19 protein-coding genes and 1 pseudogene are annotated in these 22,391 nt (G+C 64.5%); all 20 read left to right on the top strand.

The genetic code is table 11. From position 1 onward, the window contains the following. Window positions 1-320 precede the first annotated feature (320 nt). The 20 genes and pseudogenes from CXY73_RS01990 to CXY73_RS01895 all read left to right on the top strand — a co-directional run bounded on the left by CXY73_RS01990 (window position 321) and on the right by CXY73_RS01895 (window position 21,715). Window positions 321-725, top strand: a complete 405-nt coding sequence (locus CXY73_RS01990) for a hypothetical protein (RefSeq protein WP_104176651.1) — start codon at window positions 321-323, stop codon at window positions 723-725. 9 nt (window positions 726-734) lie between these two features. Beyond that, complete coding sequence (locus CXY73_RS01985; protein ID WP_104134118.1) at window positions 735-1,169, top strand: type II 3-dehydroquinate dehydratase; 435 nt, start codon at window positions 735-737, stop codon at window positions 1,167-1,169. A 108-nt stretch (window positions 1,170-1,277) separates the two neighbouring features. After that, complete coding sequence (gene efp / locus CXY73_RS01980) at window positions 1,278-1,841, top strand: elongation factor P (protein ID WP_092107753.1); 564 nt, start codon at window positions 1,278-1,280, stop codon at window positions 1,839-1,841. Next, entirely contained in the window at window positions 1,838-2,257 is a 420-nt protein-coding gene (gene nusB, locus CXY73_RS01975; protein ID WP_104134119.1) for a transcription antitermination factor NusB, read from the top strand. The genes efp and nusB overlap by 4 nt, the downstream gene beginning before the upstream one ends. Before the next feature lie 57 nt (window positions 2,258-2,314). Further along, window positions 2,315-3,244, top strand: coding sequence for a DUF4190 domain-containing protein (locus CXY73_RS01970; RefSeq protein WP_104176650.1), 930 nt, complete (start codon window positions 2,315-2,317; stop codon window positions 3,242-3,244). A gap of 141 nt (window positions 3,245-3,385) precedes the next feature. Further along, window positions 3,386-4,357 (top strand): PA domain-containing protein, encoded by a 972-nt coding sequence (locus CXY73_RS01965; protein WP_199184178.1) that lies wholly within the window; start codon window positions 3,386-3,388, stop codon window positions 4,355-4,357. A gap of 260 nt (window positions 4,358-4,617) precedes the next feature. Next, window positions 4,618-5,151, top strand: coding sequence for a bifunctional pyr operon transcriptional regulator/uracil phosphoribosyltransferase PyrR (gene pyrR / locus CXY73_RS01960; RefSeq protein ID WP_233198085.1), 534 nt, complete (start codon window positions 4,618-4,620; stop codon window positions 5,149-5,151). Continuing rightward, window positions 5,148-6,110: an aspartate carbamoyltransferase catalytic subunit gene (locus CXY73_RS01955; RefSeq protein WP_104134122.1), complete on the top strand. Its 963-nt coding sequence runs from the start codon at window positions 5,148-5,150 to the stop codon at window positions 6,108-6,110. The genes pyrR and CXY73_RS01955 overlap by 4 nt, the downstream gene beginning before the upstream one ends. Continuing rightward, the gene (locus tag CXY73_RS01950; protein WP_104176649.1) at window positions 6,100-7,452 is read left to right on the top strand and encodes a dihydroorotase; all 1,353 of its coding nucleotides are present in this window, start codon (window positions 6,100-6,102) and stop codon (window positions 7,450-7,452) included. The genes CXY73_RS01955 and CXY73_RS01950 overlap by 11 nt, the downstream gene beginning before the upstream one ends. Continuing rightward, a complete protein-coding gene (locus CXY73_RS01945; protein ID WP_104176648.1) occupies window positions 7,445-7,978 on the top strand; it encodes a hypothetical protein in 534 nt (177 codons plus the stop codon). The genes CXY73_RS01950 and CXY73_RS01945 overlap by 8 nt, the downstream gene beginning before the upstream one ends. A 64-nt stretch (window positions 7,979-8,042) precedes the next feature. Next, on the top strand, window positions 8,043-9,200 hold the full coding sequence (gene carA / locus CXY73_RS01940) for a glutamine-hydrolyzing carbamoyl-phosphate synthase small subunit (RefSeq protein WP_233198084.1): 1,158 nt from the start codon (window positions 8,043-8,045) through the stop codon (window positions 9,198-9,200). Beyond that, window positions 9,200-12,487, top strand: coding sequence for a carbamoyl-phosphate synthase large subunit (gene carB, locus CXY73_RS01935; protein ID WP_104176647.1), 3,288 nt, complete (start codon window positions 9,200-9,202; stop codon window positions 12,485-12,487). The genes carA and carB overlap by 1 nt, the downstream gene beginning before the upstream one ends. Continuing rightward, the gene (gene pyrF, locus CXY73_RS01930) at window positions 12,484-13,380 is read left to right on the top strand and encodes an orotidine-5'-phosphate decarboxylase (RefSeq protein WP_233198083.1); all 897 of its coding nucleotides are present in this window, start codon (window positions 12,484-12,486) and stop codon (window positions 13,378-13,380) included. Before carB ends, pyrF begins: the two co-directional genes overlap by 4 nt. Continuing rightward, complete coding sequence (gmk, locus tag CXY73_RS01925; RefSeq protein ID WP_104176652.1) at window positions 13,373-14,293, top strand: guanylate kinase; 921 nt, start codon at window positions 13,373-13,375, stop codon at window positions 14,291-14,293. The genes pyrF and gmk overlap by 8 nt, the downstream gene beginning before the upstream one ends. Before the next feature lie 93 nt (window positions 14,294-14,386). Beyond that, on the top strand, window positions 14,387-14,647 hold the full coding sequence (gene rpoZ, locus CXY73_RS01920) for a DNA-directed RNA polymerase subunit omega (RefSeq protein WP_092107764.1): 261 nt from the start codon (window positions 14,387-14,389) through the stop codon (window positions 14,645-14,647). A 37-nt stretch (window positions 14,648-14,684) separates the two neighbouring features. Beyond that, entirely contained in the window at window positions 14,685-15,923 is a 1,239-nt protein-coding gene (gene coaBC / locus CXY73_RS01915) for a bifunctional phosphopantothenoylcysteine decarboxylase/phosphopantothenate--cysteine ligase CoaBC (RefSeq protein WP_104134126.1), read from the top strand. An 84-nt stretch (window positions 15,924-16,007) separates the two neighbouring features. Beyond that, window positions 16,008-17,220: pseudogene (metK, locus tag CXY73_RS01910) on the top strand (methionine adenosyltransferase). A gap of 14 nt (window positions 17,221-17,234) precedes the next feature. Next, the gene (locus tag CXY73_RS01905) at window positions 17,235-19,271 is read left to right on the top strand and encodes a hypothetical protein (protein ID WP_104176646.1); all 2,037 of its coding nucleotides are present in this window, start codon (window positions 17,235-17,237) and stop codon (window positions 19,269-19,271) included. Further along, complete coding sequence (gene fmt / locus CXY73_RS01900) at window positions 19,272-20,189, top strand: methionyl-tRNA formyltransferase (RefSeq protein WP_104134129.1); 918 nt, start codon at window positions 19,272-19,274, stop codon at window positions 20,187-20,189. Beyond that, complete coding sequence (locus CXY73_RS01895; RefSeq protein WP_104176645.1) at window positions 20,186-21,715, top strand: RsmB/NOP family class I SAM-dependent RNA methyltransferase; 1,530 nt, start codon at window positions 20,186-20,188, stop codon at window positions 21,713-21,715. Before fmt ends, CXY73_RS01895 begins: the two co-directional genes overlap by 4 nt. Window positions 21,716-22,391 lie beyond the last annotated feature (676 nt).

Raw genomic sequence — 22,391 nt, 5'->3', positions numbered from 1 at the left:
GAGACCGGCTTCACCCACCCTGTACGCGCCATAACCGCAACGTAACACGAGGATGCTTAACTGAACGGTATTGAGGCTAAGCGGGAGTGTGCAAACGGCCTGAGAGAAATACCGGTGTAAACAGTGCACCGGTGTGCGGATATAAAAGTTGTCATGCGATCACTCCGATCAGGTCGGGAATCGTCTCCTGGTGGGTATCCGACGCCACCGGAGACGCTCGAATCTTTCTGCACCGCCGAAAGATTTCCACAGCGGGGTGAGTACAGAAACTACCTGTGGATAACTCAGCAGCCTGCCCTGGGTCCGTTCATTCTGGGCGCATGACGATCACAACGAAACTCGAAGACGCCCCGCCCGTGACCACACTGCAGGAGGCCCGCACGCGCGTCTTCGACTTGGTTGGGCACGCCATGCGTCCACAGCTCTGGCTCATGCTGCTCGATCCGGACGGCCAGCAGTTGTCCGTGCTGATCCCGATTGACGGCATTCCGGTGCGGCCCGAGCCCGGGTCAATCCAGCCCTTCGCCGTGCGTATCAACGACATGCTCGCCCAGGAGGCCCCTGGCGGCAGTATCATTCTCACTCTCGAGCGGCCGGGCTCCGCCGCCCTGACCGCTCCGGACCAGGCCTGGGCCACCGAATTGACCCAATCGTTCGGCAAGCTCATGCGCATCACCGGCCTGTTTGTCGCGCACGACGACGGAGTCGCAGTTCTCACACCCTAGGCTGAGGCGATGAGTACAGTGCTGGTTCTGAACGGTCCAAACCTCGGGCGCCTGGGCAGTCGTGAACCCGATGTCTATGGTTCGGCAAACCTGGACGACCTGCGTGCGCTGCTGACCGCATCTGCTCGTCAGGGCGTCGTGATTGACCTGCGCCAGACCGACGACGAAGCCGAACTCATTCACTGGCTGTATGAAGCCGTCGATGAGCGGATGCCGGTGATCTTAAATCCCGCCGCGTTTACCCACTACAGCTACGCCCTGCGGGATGCCGCGGCTCTCGTGACCAAGGCTGGTCTGCCGCTGATCGAGGTTCACATCTCGAACCCGCACGCCCGCGAGACGTTTCGCCACACCAGTGTCGTGAGCTCCATCGCGACCGGCGTGATCGCGGGCCTCGGATTCGACTCGTATCGACTGGCGCTCGACTTCGTCACCCGGCCATAATCGATAATTGCTCGGCATTGCCTTTGGAGCCTGAGGCTTCAACACATAGAATCGAAAGGGTGCCATTTGCACCCGCGCACCTTATCAATTGAACGGAACACCCCTCCCATGGCTTCTACCGCTGATATCAGAAACGGCGTCGTACTCAACATGGACGGCCAGCTTTGGGCCGTCGTCGAGTTTCAGCACGTCAAGCCGGGCAAGGGCGGCGCCTTCGTTCGCACCAAAATGAAGAACGTCGTCTCGGGCAAAACCGTTGACCGAACGTTCAACGCCGGCGCCAAGATCGAGACCGAAAACGTCGATCGCCGCGACTTTCAGTACCTCTACAACGACGGCGACGCTTACGTCTTTATGGACGTGGCCGACTACGACCAGATCACCGTCTCCGCGGCCGTCGTCGGCGATGCAAGCAATTTCATGCTCGAAAACCAGGCCGTGACCGTAGCATTGCATAACGGCAACCCGCTCTACGTCGAGCTGCCGGCATCCGTCACCCTCGAAATCACCTACACCGAGCCTGGCCTGCAGGGCGACCGCTCAACCGGTGGCACCAAGCCGGCCACAGTGGAGACCGGCTACCAGATTCAGGTTCCACTCTTTCTCGAGCAGGGTACCAAGGTCAAGGTTGACACCCGTACCGGCGACTACCTGGGTCGCGTCAACGAATGAGCGCTCGTACCAAGGCGCGTAAGCGCGCCATCGACATTCTGTATGCCGCCGATGTGCGTCAGATCAGCATTCCGGAGTCGCTTGGCGTCGAGGCTGAGCGTGCCGCGAGCGAGCCGGCACGTATGGCTTCCTGGCTCTACGCCCGTGAGCTCGTCGACGGGGTCGTCGACCACCGCGAAGAGATCGACGAACTGATCGAAACGTACTCGCAGGGCTGGTCCCTCGCGCGCATGCCCAACATCGATCGCGCGATTCTGCGCATCGGAATCTGGGAGATTCTGTATAACGACGCTGTTCCGCACGCCGTCGCCATCGATGAAGCCGTTGAAGCGGCCAAGATTCTCTCAACGGATGACTCAGCCGGGTTTGTCAACGGATTGCTTGGCAAGATCGCCCAGACCGCTCCGTCGGCCTAGCCGGACCGCTCGCCGAATCGCCGCTTCCAGCGCGCACCGTCAACGAAGGACACGAAGATGACCGGCACCGGACAAGGCGCCCAGCCGAACCCGTACGCACTGCAGGCCGAGCCGATAGTACCCTTTGCGATGGCGCCGAAGACGAATACCCTGGCGATCGTGTCGCTTGTCTCGTCATTGGTGATCGGACTTGTCGGCATCATCACGGGTCACCTCGCCCTCGGGCAGATTAGAGCTCGCGGTGAGGGCGGCCGCGGTTTCGCCCTCGCTGGCCTCGTCATCGGGTATGTCAGCACCGCGGTGTTCGTCATCCTGGTGGCACTCGCGGTCATTTTCGCCTCCGCTCTCGCAGCATTCCTGGTGACCGTCGGATCCAACGCGGGCTCGTCCAGCTCGTCGTCAACTTCGCTGCCGTCCGGCCAGCTGGGCGCAGCTGACTTCGATGGCGGCTATCTCGAATTCGGTACCGGCGCGGTCATTATTGACGAGTACATCGACCCGATGTGCCCGTTCTGCGCCCAGTTCGAGCAAACCAACGGGGCGCTGCTTCTCGACGGAGTGGAGCGAGACTTCATCACCCTGCGCCTGCACTCCTTGACCTTTCTGGACAGCAAATCACAGGGCACGAACTACTCGAGTCGCGCTTCGGCGGCACTGACCTGTCAGGCCACGCTCAACCCCGAGCAGGCCCTCGATTTTCTGTCGGCGCTGTTTGCCAACCAGCCGCTTGAGGACACCACGGGCCTGAGTGACGCCGAGCTAATCGATCTTGTTCCGGGTGCTGTCAGCATCGCCGACTGTGTTCAGAACGGGGAATACCAGGCCTGGTCGCGGCAGAACACCGAGGCCGCGCTGGCCGGCCCGATTGAAGGAGCCGAGATCGAGGCCGTGTCCGGCACCCCGACCGTGCTCGTTGATGGTGCGCAATATCGGGGCAGCCTCACCGACCAATCGGAGTTCTCCGACTTCGTCGCCAGCGCGTTCTGACACCAGCGCTAAGGTCACGATTCGGTAACGGTGCCACCGGAGATCGATATCCTGGGGCATGGTTTCAGCGGGAATACGGGGTCACCCAGCCGGGTGGCCCATCTCCCACCCGAATTGGGAGGCATTGCGCGAAGAAGAACATTGCTCATCGCGGCCGTTGTAGTGGGGAGCCTTGCGGTTCCGCTTTCTGCGACCGCGGCAATCGACGAGGTCAACACGATGAAACTGCGCGAGGCGGTGACCGTGAGCGGCATCCTGCAACATGAACGCGTCCTGCAAAAGATTGCCAACAACTTCGGCGGAACGCGGGCGGCCGGTACGCCCGGCTACACGGCATCCGCTGCTTACGTGAAAGCGCGCCTGAAGCTGGCTGGCTACAAGGTGACGGAACAACCCTTCGAGTTCGAGTTCTATCAGGAGGTAACCCCGTCCAGTCTGAGCCAGGTGTCGCCCACGCCCCAGGACTACGACACGAGCACCTTCACCTATTCGGGAAGTGGTGGTGTCCTAGGCGGCGTCGTTGCAGCGACGAACACGTTGATTCCAGCCACGTCGGCCCCCAGCTCGGCCGCCGGATGTGCCACGACCGACTTCGTGCCAGCCTCGGCCACCACGCCACAGGTCGCGCTGATCCAGCGTGGAACGTGCACGTTTGGCGAAAAGGCACACAATGTGATCGCGGCCGGCTATGACGCTGTGATCATCTTCAACGAGGGCAATCCGGGCCGCACCGAACTGGTTGAGGGAACGCTCGGTGCCACGGTATCCGTGCCCGTTGTGGGCCTCGGCTACGCCGACAGCGCCGCGCTCTATGCCTCTGCCCAGGCAGGGCCGACAACCGTAGTGGTGAGCACCGAAGTGATCGCCGAGACACGCACGACCGCGAACATTATCGCTGATACCCAAAAGGGCAACAAGGATAAGGTGATCGTGGTTGGGACGCACCTCGATTCGGTGCTCGCCACCGCGCCGACGGCCTTCGACGGCAGATCGGATTACGGTCCGTGCATTGCCGTGGGATTTCCGGCCGGCGGGCTGTTCAGCGGCACTGACGGGCTGAAGACCCCCCGAGGAGGCCGCGATCTACGGTGGAACGGCCGGCGTTGCCTATGACACCTGCTACCACCAGGCATGTGACACGGTCACGAACCTCAACACCAAGGCGATCAGCGAATTGGGAGACGCTGTGGCACACGCGATCATGACCCTGGCACGCAGTTCGTCCGGGTTTCCCGATTCGGCACTCAGGAATCGCCCCGACGCGGTCGGGGCCAGTACCTAGACGCGAGGCGATCGAGTAGAGTAGATACAACTTAGACATCCTTTAATGATCCGTCCTGTGAGACGGGGAAGGAGGTCGGCATTTGGCGCACATTGTGCTCACTCAAGCTGACATCACCCGCGCGTTGACTCGAATCTCTCACGAGATCCTGGAGTCCAATCGAGGCCCGGATAACCTTGTTATCCTCGGCATACCGACCCGCGGCGTCATTCTGGCCCAGCGGATTGCCGAGATCATCCAGCGGCTCGAACCGGCCGCGAGCGGCGTGCGGGTCGGTTCCCTGGACGTGACGCTGTACCGCGATGACCTCGCGCACGGCCGCACGCGCACCCCCTCGCGCACCCAGGTTCCCGGCAGCATCAACGGCGCCACGGTGGTCCTCGTTGACGACGTGCTCTACTCGGGGCGCACCATCCGCAGTGCTCTAGATGCGCTCGGCGACCACGGCCGCCCGAACATCGTGCGGCTAGCCGTACTGGTCGACCGCGGGCATCGCGAACTGCCGATTCGCGCTGATTTCGTCGGCCGCAACCTGCCAACGGCCGCCGACGAGCGCATCAACGTGCACATCGACGAGGTCGACGGCGACGAATTCGTCTCGATCGACGGGCGGAGTGAGCAATGAGGCATCTGCTCTCGACCAAGGACCTCGCCCGCGATGAGGCCATCAACTTGCTCGACATTGCCGAGGACATGGCGGATGTCGCCCAGCGCGAGGTGAAAAAACTCCCAACCCTGCGCGGCAAGACCGTGGTCAACCTGTTCTTCGAGGACTCCACCCGCACGCGCATCTCCTTCGAGGCCGCCGCGAAACGGCTCAGTGCCGATGTGATCAACTTCAGCGCCAAAGGTTCGAGCGTGTCGAAGGGCGAAAGCCTCAAGGACACCGCGCAGACCCTCGCCGCGATCGGCGCCGATGGCGTCGTCATTCGCCACCCGGCCTCGGGTGCCCCAGCGGTGCTCGCCGCCAGCGGCTGGATCGACGCTGGCATCATCAATGCCGGCGATGGCACCCACGAGCACCCCACCCAGGCGCTGCTCGACGCCTTCACCGTCCGCCGCCGCCTCCACGGGTCGGCTTCCCGCGGCCGGGGTCTCGACGGTGTCACGGTCACGATCGTCGGCGACGTGCTGCACTCGCGCGTCGCCCGCTCCAATCTGTGGCTGCTCACCACCCTCGGAGCCGAGGTCACGTTCGTCGCTCCGCCGACGCTGCTGCCGAGTGACACCTCGCTCTGGCCCGCTCGGTTCAGCTTTGACCTGGATGACGCCATCGATGCCGGCCCGGATGTGGTCATGATGCTGCGCATTCAAACCGAACGGATGAGCGCGGCGTTCTTCCCCAGTACCCGCGAGTACTCCCGGGTCTGGGGTCTGGATGACGCGCGATTCGGTCGGCTCGGTCCGGCTAGCATTGTTATGCACCCAGGCCCGATGAATCGTGGTCTGGAGATCTCATCGGCGGCGGCCGATTCCGCCAACTCGACCGTGCTCGAACAAGTGAGCAACGGAGTCTCGGTGCGAATGGCCGCGCTCTATTTGCTCTTATCCGGTGACCGGAAGGAATCGAAGAATGTCGATTGACGGAAATGCCCAACGCTGGTTGATTCGTGGCGCGACACTTTCGAACGGCACGGGCACGGACATCCGTTTGGATGGTGCGCGCATCGCTGAGCTGGGAACCGGCCTGTCGCAGAGCGGCGCGAGCGTGATCGACGCTGACGGCCTCGTGGCGTTGCCCGGACTCGTCGACCTGCACGCCCACCTGCGTGAACCCGGGTACGAGCACAGCGAAACCGTGCTGAGCGGCAGCCGAGCTGCAGCGCGCGGTGGCTTCACCAGCGTGTTCGCCATGGCCAACACGCTTCCGGCCCAGGACACCGCCGGAGTGGTCGAGCAGGTGCTCGCGCTCGGCGAAAGCGCCGGGTACGTCGACGTGCAGCCCATCGGCGCGGTCACCTTGGGGCTGGCTGGCAAACAACTCGCCGAGCTGGGCGCCATGGCGTCGAGCCGGGCTCGGGTGCGGGTGTTCTCCGATGACGGATTCTGCGTCTCTGATCCGCTGCTCATGCGGCGCGCGCTCGAATACGTCAAGGCATTCGACGGGGTCATCGCCCAGCACTCCCAGGAACCGCGTCTGACCGAAAAAGCCCAGATGAACGAGGGCGCCCTCTCGGGTGAACTCGGACTCGTCGGCTGGCCGGCCGTCGCCGAAGAATCGATCATCGCCCGCGACGTGCTGCTGGCCGAACATGTCGGCTCCCGCCTGCACGTCTGCCACGTCTCCACTGCCGGCTCGGTCGACGTCATTCGCTGGGCCAAGGCCCGCGGGATCCAGGTGACCTCCGAGGTCACCCCGCACCACCTGCTGCTCACCGAAGATCTTCTGCGCGGCTATGACGCCCGATTCAAGGTAAACCCGCCGCTGCGCAGCCGCGAAGACGTCGAAGCGCTGCGGGCCGGACTTGCTGACGGCACGATCGACATCGTCGCGACCGACCACGCTCCGCACCCGGTCGAAAGCAAGGACTGCGAGTGGGATGCCGCTGCCAACGGCATGGTCGGGCTGGAATCGGCCCTGTCGGTCGTGCATGCCGCGGTCGTCGCAAACGGAATGCTTGACTGGCCCGACATCGAACGCGTGCTTTCGCGTACCCCGGCCCGCATTGGCCGGGTTACCGGCCAGGGCAATCCGATCGTGGTCGGCTCACCGGCCGAACTGACCCTGTACGACCCCGCTGCGACCTGCGTCTTCGGCCGCGCCGATTTGTCGGGCACGAGTGTGAACTCGCCGTACCTGTCGATGACGCTGCCCGGCGAGGTGCGGGCAACCTTCCACCGCGGCTACGCCACGGTGCTCGACGGCGAAGTGCGCAGCAGCCTCGAAATAGCCGGCTACACGCGCGGAGTCCTCACCCATGGATAGGTCCATTCCCGCCATCATCACAGCGCTCTTCCTGCTGGGCGTACTCGTACTGATGTGGCGCAGCTGGCGAAAGCGCAGCCAACGTGACCGTACGCTTACGGCCGGTTACCCCTTGCCGGAGGGCGGCGCTGCCGCCGAAGTGTTGGCGACGGCCGAGGCCTATTACGTGGCCACGACCCCGCGGGACGCCCCGCTGGAGCGACTGGCCATTCCCGGCTTGGGTTTTCGGGCCCGAGCCGCGCTTACCGTGACAGGGCAGGGCATCACCCTCGACCTTGACGGCAACGCGCCCCTATACGTGCCCGGCGCCGCCATCGACCAGGTCGGTGCAGCGCAGCTCGCCATCGATCGCGTCGTCGAAAGCGACGGACTGGTTCGCCTGAGTTGGCGCCTGAACACGCCCAGCGCAGACCGTCGCGACGTTGATAGTTTCTTCCGCATCATCGACCCGAACGATCGAGTCCGTCTCATCGACTCGATCCGATCCATTACGGCCACGGCCCATCAAGACGAAAATGAGGCCTGACGTGCCCGATTCAACCGCACCAGACCAGGCCGAAGCATCCGTTGCACTGACCTCCATTTTCTCGGTGACCGACAGGCCCGGCCCCGCCGTGCTTGTGCTCGAGGACGGCCGCCGATTCGTCGGCCGCAGCTACGGCAGCGAGGGACAGACGCTCGGCGAGATCGTCTTCTCCACAGGCATGACCGGCTACCAGGAAACGCTGACCGACCCGTCCTACGCCGGCCAGATCGTGCTGATGACCGCCCCGCACGTGGGCAACACCGGCATGAACGACGAAGACATGGAATCTCGGCAGATCTGGGTGGCTGGCTTCATCGTGCGCGAACCCGCTCGGATCGCCTCGAATTTTCGCGCCACCCGCACCCTCGACGATGACCTCGACGCAAATGGCGTCGTCGGCATCAGCGGCATCGACACCCGCGCGATCACCCGCCACATCCGCTCGGCGGGCGCCATGAAGAGCGGAATCTTCTCCGGCGATCTGTTCGGCCTGTCCGACAGCGAACAACTCGAACTCGTGCTCGGTGGCGCGGCTATGCGCGGTCGCAACCTGTCGCTCGAAGTCTCGACCGTTGAACCCTTCTCCATTCCCGCGCAGGGCGAACGCATCGGCTCCGTCGCAGTGCTCGACCTCGGCGTGAAGACCAGTACCCTCACCTATCTCGCCGAACGGGGCTTCGAGGTGCTCGTCCTGCCGCAGTCGGTCACCGCCGAACACGTTCTGTCGTTAAAGCCCTCCGCCCTGTTCTTCTCGAACGGACCGGGTGACCCGGCCGCTTCCGATGCCCACGTGGATCTGCTGCAGGAAGTGCTCCGCGCGGGTATTCCCTACTTCGGCATCTGCTTCGGCAACCAGCTGCTCGGCCGCGCCCTCGGGTTTCGCACCTACAAGCTGCCGTTCGGGCACCGTGGCATCAACCAGCCGGTTCTCGACAAAACCACCGGGCGGGTCGAGATCACTTCGCAAAACCACGGCTTCGCCGTTGACATGCCGATTGAGGGCGTGCATGATTCTCGCACCGGATTCGGTCGGGTCGAGGTGAGCCACTACAGCCTCAACGACCAGGTGGTCGAGGGCATCCGCTGCCTCGATATCAACGCTTTCTCGGTGCAATACCACCCGGAGTCAGCCGCCGGCCCACACGACGCCAACCACCTTTTCGATCGATTCAGAGACGTTGTTCTGGCTGCGCAGTCAGCCGTTGCAGGAGAAACCAAATAATGCCCAAGCGCGACGATATCAACAGTGTTCTTGTCATCGGCAGCGGCCCGATCGTCATCGGCCAGGCCTGCGAGTTCGACTACTCCGGCACCCAGGCCTGCCGGGTGCTGCGCGAGGAGGGCGTGCGCGTCATCCTCGTCAACTCCAACCCGGCCACCATCATGACCGACCCCGATTTTGCCGACGCGACCTACATTGAACCGATCACGGCCGAAATTCTTGAGACGATCATCGCCAAGGAACGACCGGATGCGATTCTGCCCACCCTGGGCGGGCAGACCGCGCTCAACGCGGCGATCCAGCTGCACGAGCGTGGAATCCTCGAAAAGTACGACGTTGAGCTGATCGGGGCGAGCTTCGACGCCATCAACAAGGGCGAAGACCGAATGATCTTCAAGCAGCTCGTACTCGACGCCGGCGCCGACGTGGCCCGCTCCTTCATCGCCAAGACCGTCGATGAGGCTGTCGGCTACGCCGCTGACCTCGGTTACCCGCTGGTCGTTCGCCCCTCCTTCACCATGGGTGGCCTCGGCTCGGGCTTCGCCTACACCGAGGTGGAACTGCGCCGCATCGTCACCGACGGCCTGCACCACAGCCCGACCACCGAGGTTCTGCTCGAAGAGTCCATCCTCGGCTGGAAAGAGTACGAGCTCGAAATGATGCGCGACACGGCCGACAACACCGTCGTCGTCTGCTCCATCGAAAATGTCGACCCGGTCGGTGTGCACACCGGCGACTCGATCACCGTCGCGCCAGCGCTGACCCTGACCGACCGCGAGTTCCAGCACCTGCGCGACATCTCGATCGACATCATCCGCGCAGTCGGCGTCGACACCGGCGGCTGCAACATTCAGTTCGCCATCAACCCGGCCGACGGCCGGGTCATTGTGATCGAGATGAACCCGCGCGTCTCGCGCTCCTCCGCCCTGGCCAGCAAGGCAACCGGCTTTCCGATCGCCAAGATCGCCGCCAAGCTCGCCATCGGTTACCGTCTCGACGAGATTCCCAACGACATCACCGGGGTCACTCCGGCGAGCTTTGAACCGACCCTTGACTACGTTGTAGTCAAGGTGCCGCGCTTCGCGTTCGAAAAGTTCCCAGCTGCCGACCAGCGACTGACCACGACCATGAAGTCGGTCGGTGAGGCGATGGCCATCGGCCGCAGCTTCGCATCCGCTTTGCAAAAGGCCCTTCGCTCGCTAGAGAAGCGCGGATCGAGCTTTCACTGGGGCGAGGAAACCCGCACGGTCGACGAGCTGCTCGCCGTCGCCGAGATTCCTACCGATGGCCGCATCGTCACCGTGCAGCAGGCCCTGCGCCGCGGCGCGACGATCGACCAGGTCTTCACCGTGACCAAGATCGACCCGTGGTTCATCGACCAGATCGTGCTGATCAACGAGATCGCCGAGCAGGTCAGGGCCGCCGACCGTCTCGACCGCGACGTGATGATCCTGGCCAAAGACCACGGCTTCTCCGACGCCCAGATCGGCGAGTTGCGCGGCTTCGGTGAAGCGGATGTTCGCACCGTGCGTCACATTCTCGGCGTACGTCCGGTCTTCAAGACCGTCGACACCTGCGCGGGGGAGTTCCCAGCCCTCACGCCGTACCACTATTCCAGCTACGACGACGAGACCGAGGTTGTCGCGAGCGACCGCCGCAAGGTCGTCATCCTCGGCTCCGGACCCAACCGCATCGGCCAGGGCGTCGAATTCGACTACTCCTGCGTGCATGCCTCCTTCGCGCTGTCTGAGGCCGGCTACGAGACCATCATGATCAACTGCAACCCGGAGACGGTCTCCACCGACTACGACACGAGCGACCGGCTCTACTTCGAACCGCTTACGCTCGAAGACGTGCTCGAGGTCATCCACGCCGAAAGCCAGAGCGGCGAACTCGTCGGTGTGGTCGTGCAGCTGGGTGGCCAGACAGCCCTGGGCCTGGCTCGCGGCCTCGAAGCGGCCGGTATTCCCATTCTCGGTACCACCCCCGACGCAATCGACCTCGCCGAGGAACGCGGATTGTTCTCGAAGATTCTCGACGATGCCGGCCTGCTCGCGCCGCGCAACGGTACCGCGATCGACTTCGGCGGCGCCGTCGTTGTGGCCGAAGAAATCGGCTACCCGGTGCTCGTGCGTCCGAGTTACGTGCTCGGCGGCCGTGGCATGGAGATCGTCTACGACTCCCCATCGCTCGCTGACTACTTCACTCGCATGGCTGGGCAGGGAATCATCGGCGCCGGACATCCGCTCCTGGTCGACCGCTTTCTTGACGACGCCATTGAAATCGACGTCGACGCCATCTACGACGGCCACGAGCTGTACATCGGCGGCGTCATGGAGCACATCGAAGAGGCCGGTATCCACTCCGGCGACTCGAGCTGCACCCTGCCGCCGGTCACCCTTGGTCGCGCCGAAATCGACCGGGTGCGCGAAGCCACCCTCGGCATCGCCCGCGGTATCGGCGTGAAGGGCCTGCTCAACGTGCAGTTCGCCATTGGCGCCGGCGTGCTCTACGTACTCGAAGCCAACCCGCGCGCCTCCCGCACCGTGCCATTCGTGGCCAAGGCCCTCGGCATCACGCTGGCCAAGGCCGCAGCGCTCATCATGGTCGGTTCGACCATCGCCGAGCTCAAGGCCGAGGGCAAGCTGCCGCTCATCGACGGCTCGCGGGTACCGATCGAATCGCCGGTCGCCGTGAAGGAAGCGGTGCTGCCGTTCAACCGGTTCCGTACCCCGGAGGGCCTCGTCGTCGACTCGATCCTCGGCCCGGAGATGCGTTCCACCGGCGAGGTCATGGGCATCGACCGCGACTTTCCGCGGGCCTTCGCTAAGAGCCAGCTCGCCGCTTACGGCGGAATTCCCCTCTCCGGCACCGTCTTCGTGTCAGTCTCCGACCGGGACAAGCGCGCGATCATCCTGCCGATGCTGCGTTTGCAGCAGCTCGGCTACGATATCGCCGCGACCATCGGCACCGCCGAGGTCTTGCAGCGAAACGGGATTCGCGCGCGCGTGGTGACCAAGTTCAGCGAGAAGACGGGGGAGGACGACGTCTCGATCGTCGAACTCATCCGCCGCGAAGAGATTCAGATCGTCATCAACACCCCCGGTGGCAGCACTGCCCGGGCCGACGGTTACGAGATTCGTGCCGCCGCCGTGGCCGGCGACCTTCCCCTGTTCACCACGATCGCCGAGCTCAGCGCCGCGGTCGCCTCGATCGATTCGATTCGCGACGGGTTCGAGGTGACCTCACTTCAGGAGTACGCCACGGCCCGCACGGCGCTACTGTGAGCGGCGGCCCTGCTCTGTCGGCGCCGTCCTTCGGCGAACGCCTCGAGCGGGTTTTCGCCGACAGCGGCCAGCTGTGCGTCGGCATCGACCCGCACTCCTGGCTGCTCGACGACTGGAACCTGCCCGACACGGCTGCCGGAACTGAGTCCTTCGGTCGCACGGTCGTTGCCGCCGCAGCCGGCCGGGTCGGCATCGTCAAACCGCAGGTCGCCTTTTACGAGCGATTCGGCTCGGCCGGTTTCGTCGCCCTCGAGCGAGTTTTGTCTGATGCCCGGCAGGCCGGCCTGCTCGTGATCGGCGACGCCAAGCGCGGCGACCTCGGTACGAGCGTCGAGGCGTACGCGCAAGCCTGGCTCTCGCCCGGATCTCCGCTCGAAGTGGATGCCCTCACCCTCGCCGCGTACATGGGCGTCGGTTCGCTCGACTCGCCACTCACCCTCGCGGCAGCGTACGGCAAGGGAGTCTTCCTGCTCGCCGCGACCTCCAATCCGGAAGCCGGCGACATTCAGCGGGCTATCGTCGGTGACGGGCGCTATGCCGGTTCGAGCGTCGCCCGCGCTATTCTGGACGACGTTGCGGAGCGCAACGCGCGGGCAGCATCCGCTCGCCTGACGACCGGTCTGGGGTCGATCGGTGTCGTGCTGGGCGCCACCCTCGATTTGTCGTCATTCGGCATTGATCTAGAGGCGGCACCGACCGAATTTCGCACACCCGTGCTCGCGCCCGGCTTCGGACACCAGGGTGGGCATATTATGGATCTGACCTCGATATATGGTGGATACGCCGGAGGGGTTATCGTGAGTGAATCGCGTAGTGTGCTCTCGGCCGGAACCCACCGGATCGAAGAAGCCATTGAGCGCCGAGTAGCCGAAGTAGGTGCCGTCCGTGGCTGAAAACCGTCCCACCCCGCCCCAGGTTGATCGGGTGGCGGCGTCGCGCGTCGCCGTCGCGGCTCGTCGCGCCCGCGCCAAGGTCAAGTCCGAGGTCGCCTCCGGTCAACGTACCGCGCTCGAAGTTCTCGGCACGGCCATCGCCGACCCGATCGGGGTCGAGGGCCGCCTAAGAGTGACCGAGTTGCTCGTGAGTATCCCGGCGATCGGCGTGACCAAGATGCAGCGCATCATCCACCGCCTCGAAATCTCACCGTCCAAGCGCCTCGGTGGCCTCGGTCGGCACCAGCGCGATCGCCTTCGGGATTTTCTCTCCGAGCGATCGACCGTGCGCAAGAATACCGCCGACTCCAAACTCATCGTTCTCGCCGGACCCACCGCGGTCGGCAAGGGAACCGTCGCCGGGTACATTCGCGAGAACTACCCCGACGTGCTGCTCTCCGTCTCGGCGACGACCCGGGCAGCACGCCCGGGGGAGACCGAGGGCCTCAGCTACTACTTTGTCTCCGATGAGGAGTTCGACCGCATGGTGGAGGCCGGCGAACTGCTGGAGTGGGCCAAGGTGCACAACGCCTACCGCTATGGCACCCCGCGCGGCCCGGTCGACGCGGCTATCGCCGCGGGCAACAGCGTGCTGCTCGAAATTGACCTGCAGGGCGCTCGCGCCGTGCGCCGCGCCATGCCCGAAGCTCGTCTGGTGTTCCTGCTGCCGCCGAGCTGGGACGAACTGGTGCGTCGGCTGATCGGCCGTGGCACCGAAGATTCGGCCGAGCAGGCGCGTCGGCTGGAGACCGCGAAGCTCGAATTGGCCGCCCAGGGGGAGTTCGATTATCGCGTTATTAACCACGATGTCGCCGAGGCCGCTCGCGAGGTCGTAGACTTGGTGGAGATCCGCGCTGCAACGAGCCTGTCGTAGCGCCCGTTTCTGCTGAATTCATACGTGTATTACGACACGTATCCGCAAGCTCGCACAGGCCGCAGGCCGTGCTCTATTAGGAGTGTGACACCAATGGCGAACAAGCCCACTGGCATCATTGACCCGCCCATCGACGACCTGCTCTCCAAGGTCGACTCGAAGTATGCTCTAGTGATTTTTGCGTCTAAGCGTGCGCGTCAGATCAACGACTACTACGCCGACCTGCACGAAGGCAGCCTGTTCGACAACGTCGGACCGCTCGTCGACTCGACCGTCGAAGACAAGCCGCTTTCGGTGGCCCTGCGCGAGATCAACGACGACAAGCTCGTTTCCCGCCCGATCGTCGAGGCCTAGTCCCGGCCCAAGAGCGACAAACTCTAAAGCGCGCAGGATGAAGACACCTCGCACGATCGTCGTCGGTATCACCGGCGGCATCGCAGCGTACAAGGCCGTCAATATCGTGCGCGCTTTTGTGTTGCACGGCGACTCTGTGCACGTCGTCGCCACCGCGGCCGCCCTGCGGTTTGTCGGTAAGCCGACGCTCGAGGCGATTTCCCGCAATCCAGTGCATACCGACCTGTATGAGGGGGTCGCTGAGGTACGCCATGTGGCCATCGGCCAGTGTGCCGACCTCATTGTGGTCGCTCCGGCCACGGCCAACAGCATCGCCAAACTCGCCGCCGGCCTCGCCGACGATCTGCTCGGCAACACCATCCTGGCCAGCACAGCGCCGCTCGTGATCGCCCCGGCCATGCACACCGAAATGTGGAACAATCCGGCGACGGTGGCGAATGTGGCGGTGCTGCGCTCCCGCGGCATCACGATCGTGGGCCCCGGTGTCGGCCGTCTGACCGGAACCGATACCGGGGCCGGGCGGATGGAGGAACCGGAGATCATCGTTGCGGTGGCCCTGGCTATTCTTGATCGGGCGCCGTCTGCGGGGAAGGCGGCGGCATCCGCTCGGCAGGATCTGGCTGGACGACACGTGCTGATCAGCGCCGGCGGCACCCGGGAACCGCTCGACCCGGTGCGCTACCTCGGCAACCGGTCCAGTGGTATGCAGGGCGTCGCGCTCGCGCAGGCCGCGCTCGCTCGTGGGGCTCGGGTCACTCTGGTCGCAGCTAACCTCGAGGTGCCGGTTCCGACCAACGTGTCGTGCGTGCTGGTCGGCAGCGCTCAGGAGATGCTGGAGGCCATGACGACGGCCGCTGCGGCGGCCGACGTGATCATCATGGCCGCCGCCGTCGCCGACTACCGGCCGAAGAGCGTGCAGCTTGGCAAGATCAAGAAAGACGAGGTCGGCGACACCCTCACGCTCGAACTGGTCAAAAATCCGGACATTCTGGCCGGACTGTCTGCTTCCCGCAGACCGGGCCAGCTGATCATCGGCTTCGCCGCCGAAACCGAAGCGGATGCCGACCGGCTGCTCGCGCTCGGCCGAGAGAAAATGGCCCGAAAGGGCTGCGACTTTCTGGTGGTTAACCGGGTCGGTTATGTCGATGGGGAAACCGTAGGATTCGGCACGGAACGTAACGCAGTGACGGTGCTCGATCGCGGCGGAGTTATAGTGAATGAGGCCTCCGGAAGCAAAATGTCGGTGGCCAATTGCATACTAGACCTGGCCGGTTAGCCTCCGCTTCGACCGGTCTGCAGCACATTCAACTTGGACGTTTTCATTCAAAACTATGTTTTTAAATAAACAGAGACGAGCCAGATGAGCGATCTTCGCCTCTTCACCTCGGAATCAGTTACCGAGGGTCACCCTGACAAAATCTGCGACCAGATCTCCGACAGCATCCTCGATGCGCTCCTCACCGACGACCCGCACAGCCGCGTCGCGGTTGAGACCCTCGTCACCACGGGGCTCGTGCACGTGGCCGGCGAGGTCACCACGGAGGCCTACGTCGAGATCCCGTCGATCGTGCGTAAATGTATCACTGACATCGGCTACGACTCTTCCGAAGTCTGGTTCGACGGCCGCTCTTGCGGCGTCGAGATCTCCATCGGTGGCCAGTCACCCGACATCGCCCAGGGCGTGGACAACGCTTTCGAAACACGCGAGCAGTCCAGCCTTGACGACTTCGACCGGCAGGGTGCCGGTGACCAGGGCATCATGTTCGGCTATGCCACCCGGGAAACGCCCGAACTCATGCCTATCCCGATCTGGATCGCCCACCGTCTGGCCGAACGGCTCGCGTTCGTGCGCAAGAGCGGGGAGCTCGATTACCTGCGCCCCGACGGCAAGACCCAGGTGACCATCGGCTATGACGGCATCGTTCCGCGCACCGTCGAAACCGTTGTGGTCTCCACCCAGCACGCCCCCTCCGTGACGACCGAACAGCTGCGCGTCGAGGTTGAAGAGCTCGTGATCCGCCCGGTACTCGACCGGATCGACCTCGACTCCTCATCGCTGGCCACCCTGATCAACCCCACTGGGCGCTTCGAGATCGGCGGANCGCTTCGAGATCGGCGGACCGCAGGGCGACGCCGGCCTCACCGGGCGCAAGATCATCATCGACACCTACGGCGGGTCCAGCCGGCACGGCGGCGGCGCCTTCAGCGGCAAAGACCCCTCCAAGGTCGACCGTTCGGCTGCCTACGCCATGCGCTGGGTCGCCAAGAACGCCGTCGCCGCCGGCCTCGCCGAGCGCCTCGAAGTGCAGATTGCCTACGCGATCGGCAAGGCGTCACCGGTGGGCCTGTACGTCGAAACCTTCGGCACCGGCGTGCTCCCCGACAAGGAGATCACCGCGGCTATTCGCGCGGTCTTCGACCTGCGGCCAGCCGCCATTATCCACTCGCTTGACCTGCTGCGCCCCATTTATGCGCAGACGGCGACGTACGGCCACTTCGGCCGCGAGCTGCCCGACTTCACCTGGGAACGCCTCGACAAGGTCGACGACCTGCGCAGCACCGCCGGCCTCTGAACTACGGCCCAATCATGACGCACACCGGCCTCGTCGCACGGGTGCTGATCGATTCCCCGCTGCCGCAACTGGACCACCTGTTCGACTACGGAGTACCCGCCGAACTGGTCGGGCAGGTGGCCGTGGGGGTGCGGGTCAAGGTGCCGTTTCGCTCCGGCGGGCGGGTCGTTGACGCCTATGTGATCGAGCTGTTCGATCCGCGGTCTGAGTCCGCTTCGACAACGGATGCCGCCTACTGCGGCGCACTCAGCCCGCTCGACTCGGTCGTTTCTACGGCGGTTGTACTCACGCCAGCTGTCTGGAAGCTGGCGCGCCGACTGGCGGATCGGGCGGCGGGGAACGCGAGTGACATCATCCGTCTCGCCGTGCCGCCGCGCCAGGTGCGCGTCGAAAAGGCCTGGCTGGCGGCACGGGCTGCACTGACCGATTCGTCCTCGGATGCGCAGACGGCCACGCCTGCGCCGTCAACCGCATCGATCGCCCTGGCCGCGCCCGCCTTCGTCGGCTACCCGACCGGTCGTCTCGACAGCGCCATCATCGAACACCAACGGGTCGCCGTCGCAGCGATCCCCGAGCTCGTACAGCTCGAAGACGGCACGACAATCGGCCGCTGGGCGCAGACTCTGGCCGAACTCGCCGTCGCTACCCTCGGTACCGGGCAGACGGCCATCCTCTGTGTGCCCGATTTTCGCGACCAGGATCAGGTACAAGCGGCGCTGGCCCAGCTCGCCCCGACCCTGCCGCTCAGTCGGGTGGACGCCCGGCAGCTGAACCCCGACCGCTACCGCGCCTTCCTGGCGTGTCTGGAACCTGTGCCACGCATCATCCTCGGCAACCGCTCGGCCGTCTACGCCCCCGCGCAGGACCTGGGCCTCATCGCGCTCTGGGACGACGGCGACCCGCTCTACACGGAGCCGCTCAGTCCGTACGTGAACACCCGCGACGCGGCACTGGTGCGTCAGGCAGACAGTGACAGCGCGCTGGTATTTCTTGGTCATTCCCGCAGCGTTGAAACCCAACGCCTGGTCGAACTGGGCTACCTCGCCGACGTGAGCCCAGCCGCCGATCGACACCCGCGCATCATCCCGACCGATTATCAATCTGAGCCCGACCAGCAAGCTCGGGCGGCCCGCATCCCCTCGGCGGCGTGGCAGGCCGCCCGCGAGGCACTAGGCCACGGGCCCGTGCTGGTGCAGGTCGCGAGCCCCGGCTATGCGCCCATGCTCGCTTGCCAAAGCTGCAAGAAGGCCGCCCGGTGCACGCATTGCCAGGGGCCGCTTGGCCTGAAGTCGGCCTCGGCCGTGCCCTCCTGTCGCTGGTGCGGCGCCCTCGCCGCCGGCTGGACCTGCGCGCAGTGTGAGGGCACCAAGCTGCGTGTGGTGACGCTCGGAACCGGACGTACCGCCGAAGAGCTCGGCCGAGCCTTTCCGGGGGCGCGAGTGATCGTCGCCGACGGTGACCACACCATTCAGACCCTCGGTGCCGAGCCGGCCCTGGTCATCGCGACCCGGGGTGCCGAACCGGTTCCGACCGGAGGCTACCGCGCAATTCTCATTCTTGACGGCGAACGCATGCTCGCCCGGGAATCCTTGCGCGTTGGCGAGGACTGCCTGCGCTGGTGGGCCAATGCTGCCGCACTGGCCGCCCCCGGCGCTCCCGTAATTCTCGCCGGAGTCGGCGGGGCGCTCGCCCGCGCGCTCAACGCCTGGCGCCCAAACATTTTCGCTGCGAGTGAGCTCGCCGACCGCCGCCAGCTACGGTTTCCGCCGGCCGTGCGAGTCGCCTCCGTCACCGGAACCGCTGCCGATGTCGACGTCGCCCTCGCCGACCTCGGCACGGTGGCCGGCCTCGACGTGCTCGGCCCGGTCGACACCGAGGCGCCACTGGTTCGTGCGGTTGTGCGATTCGGCTATGCCCGCGGGGACGAAGTGGCTCATGCGCTCAAGGCGGCGGTCATGCGCAATGCCGCCAAGCGCCGCAAACCGAAGTCCGGTTCGTTCCAACCGGCACCTACACTTAAAGTTCGATTCGATGACCCGGAGCTGCTCTAAATGAAAATCGTCTTTGCCGGCACGCCCGAGGTCGCCGTACCCAGCCTCGCGGCCCTGGCCAGTACCGATCACGAGATTGTAACCGTGATCACCCGAGCGGATGCCCCGCTCGGCCGCAAGCGCACCCTCACGCCATCGTCGGTCGCGCTGGCTGCCGCCGAGCGAGGTAACCCGGTTCTCAAGACTAACCGGCTCGACGCCGACGCGACCGACACTATCCGTGCACTGAAGCCGGACCTTGGAGTTATCGTCGCCTACGGCGGAATTGTGCGCGAACCCCTGCTCTCGGTACCGCGCCTCGGCTGGATCAACCTGCATTTTTCCCTCTTACCGCGGTGGCGCGGGGCTTCTCCGGTTCAGCGCGCGGTGATCGCCGGTGACGAGCTAATCGGTGCCGCGGTGTTCCAGCTGGTCCCTGAGCTCGATGCCGGTGGCGTGTTCGGCAGCTTTTCCCAGCCGCTCGGAGCACATTCCACATCGGGAATGCTTCTCGAGCGACTCAGCCACAGTGGGGCCGACTTGCTTCTGCGGGTCGTGGCCGACCTCGCCGCCGGTACCGGCCAGGCTGTGCCGCAGACCGGCGAGGTCACCCTTGCTTCGAAACTGGGCAGGGAGGACGCGCGTATCGATTTCGGCCAGCCAGCGGCATCCGTTTATAACCGTATTCGCGGCGTGACCCCCGAACCTGGCGCCTTCACCACGGTGAACGGGGCCGTTCTCAAACTTCTCGAGGTCACTCCGAGCGTCGACGAGCCGAACCTTCCTGTCGGAACTATTGTGCAGTGCGAAAAGACAGTGCTCGTGGGCACGCAGACCGAACCGCTGGTTTTGCTGCGCGTGCAACCGGCTGGAAAGACAGCAATGACAGCGAACGACTGGTGGCGCGGAGTGGCAGCAGAATCGGTGATCGCATCATGAGCGACGATCGCTCGCGGGGGAACCTGTCGGGTGCGACCCGTTCTGACCGGTCCGCCGGCGGCGGCGGCCGTTCTGGGGACGCACGTTCTGGCGGCGCAGCCCCCTCCGATTCCGCGCCGTCTCGCGGCGCCTCGCACGTCCGCCAGCCCCAAGCCGATTTCGTGCAGCCGGCCCGTCGCATCGCGTACGAGGTGATTGCTGCCGTACGCGAGTCCGACGCCTACGCGAACCTGTTACTGCCGACCCGCATTCAGCGCGCCGCCCTCAATACAGCGGATGCCGCCCTCGCGACCGAGCTCACCTACGGCACCTTGCGCATGCAGGGGTTTTATGACCGAGTGATCGCCCTCGCTGCGAACCGTCCCGTCACCGCGATCGACCCCGCAATTCTCGACGTGCTGCGTCTCGGCGCGCACCAGCTTCTCGCCACCCGGGTCGCCACCCACGCGGCGGTCAACGAATCGGTGTCGCTCGCCAAGCAGGTCGGCTCGCGTTCCGCGACCGGATTCACTAACGGGGTGCTGCGCACGATCTCCCGATCGAGCGTGGAGGAATGGCGCGACCTGGTGTTGCAGAGCTCGGTCAACGCCGACGATCGGCTCGCCGCCGAATTCTCCCACCCAGCCTGGATCGTGCGCGCTTTTCGAAAGGCGCTGCAGGCTGGGGGCCACGAAAATGAGCTCGCCGACCTGCTCGCCGCCGACAATATGGCCGCCAAGGTCAACATGGTTGCTCTGCCGGGCCTGGCGACCGATGCTGATCGGGAGCGTTTGGGACTCGCTGATGAATTCTCCCCGGTCGGTTTCGTGCTCGACGCCGGTGACCCGTACCATCTGGTGACCTCGACGGAAGGCCGCGTTCGCGTGCAGGACGAGGGGTCACAGATCGCCGCCCTAGCGCTCAGCCGGGCGCGGCCGATCATTGCAGGGGAGCGGTGGCTCGACCTCTGCGCCGGCCCCGGCGGCAAGGCTGCCCTGCTCGCCGCCGAAGCACGCGCCGGGGGAGCCGTGCTCGTAGCGAACGAGCTCGTACCGGCCCGGGCAGCCCTCGTGCGCACCGCCCTCGCGGCTCTGCCGGAAACGATTCCGGTATGGGAAGTGGACGGCACCACGATCGGTCAGACGCACCCGAACACCTTCGACCGCATTCTGCTCGACGCGCCGTGCACGGGCCTCGGTGCCCTGCGCCGCCGGCCGGAGGCGCGCTGGCGTAAGCAGCCCAAGGACGTTGCCGACCTTGCCGGCCTGCAGTCCGGACTCATTGACGCAGCCCTGCTCGCGCTCAAGCCAGGTGGCATCCTCGCCTACGTCACGTGCTCGCCGCACACCGCCGAGACCCGCGCGATCGTCGCCCTGGCGATGCGCAAGGCTGGCGGAACCGTGAGGGCGCTCGACACGGCTGCCATCGTGCAGTCGTTCAGCGGCGCGAACCTCGATTTGCCTGCCGATACCGGAAGCGTTCAGCTGTGGCCGCACCGCCACGGCACCGATGCCATGTTCATCACGCTGCTACAACGCGCCCTCTAGCCTCGCGTTTCGTTCCTGTCCACGCACGCGAACGGATGCGTGTGCCCGCTTTGGGTAGCAGCAACGACGGGTACCGTCGCGGCTACCCACATCGGGCGCGGTCACGCTGGCGGCTGCACGGCACTCGAGCGCATTACAGATCGCCCGCAGCGTGAAATAACGGATGGCCTTGGCCCGATTCCATCAGGTGAGGTTGGCCATCAGCGAGTCCGCGGAACTATTTCGAAGCCCATCTCGATCCACACCATCGCGTTACTGGCTGGCTCAACGTTTATCGATAAACGTTTACCTGCGGTTTTTTCGCGAAATTCGCAATCAGTTCCAGAAACGGATGCTGTCGCTTGTCTTCCCGATCACCGCACGCGACGTGAGGTCTAAATATTCTCATCCGAACATCCGAACATCCGAACATCCAAACATCCAAACATCCAAGGGAACATGGTTACCCTTGCGTTAGTAAAAGAACTAAATTCAGATGCATGTTCGATTGTATGGGCGTTGCGAGCATATCAAAATATGCCTGAGTGTTCCTTATTCGGAATGTTTTCTCGTTAGCTCACGGTAAAAAAGATCTAAATTCACCTGCGTCGTGAATTGAGTTTCTCTCGTTTTTGTGTTCGATTCGGGGTAGAATTGTGGTGAAGGAGGCAATGGCGCCCATGTTTATGGAAAACCC

Origin of the sequence: Cryobacterium sp. Y50, assembly GCF_002929805.1 — a bacterium.
In the GTDB taxonomy this organism is placed as follows: domain Bacteria; phylum Actinomycetota; class Actinomycetes; order Actinomycetales; family Microbacteriaceae; genus Cryobacterium.
This window is presented reverse-complemented; position numbering and strand designations above follow the sequence as displayed.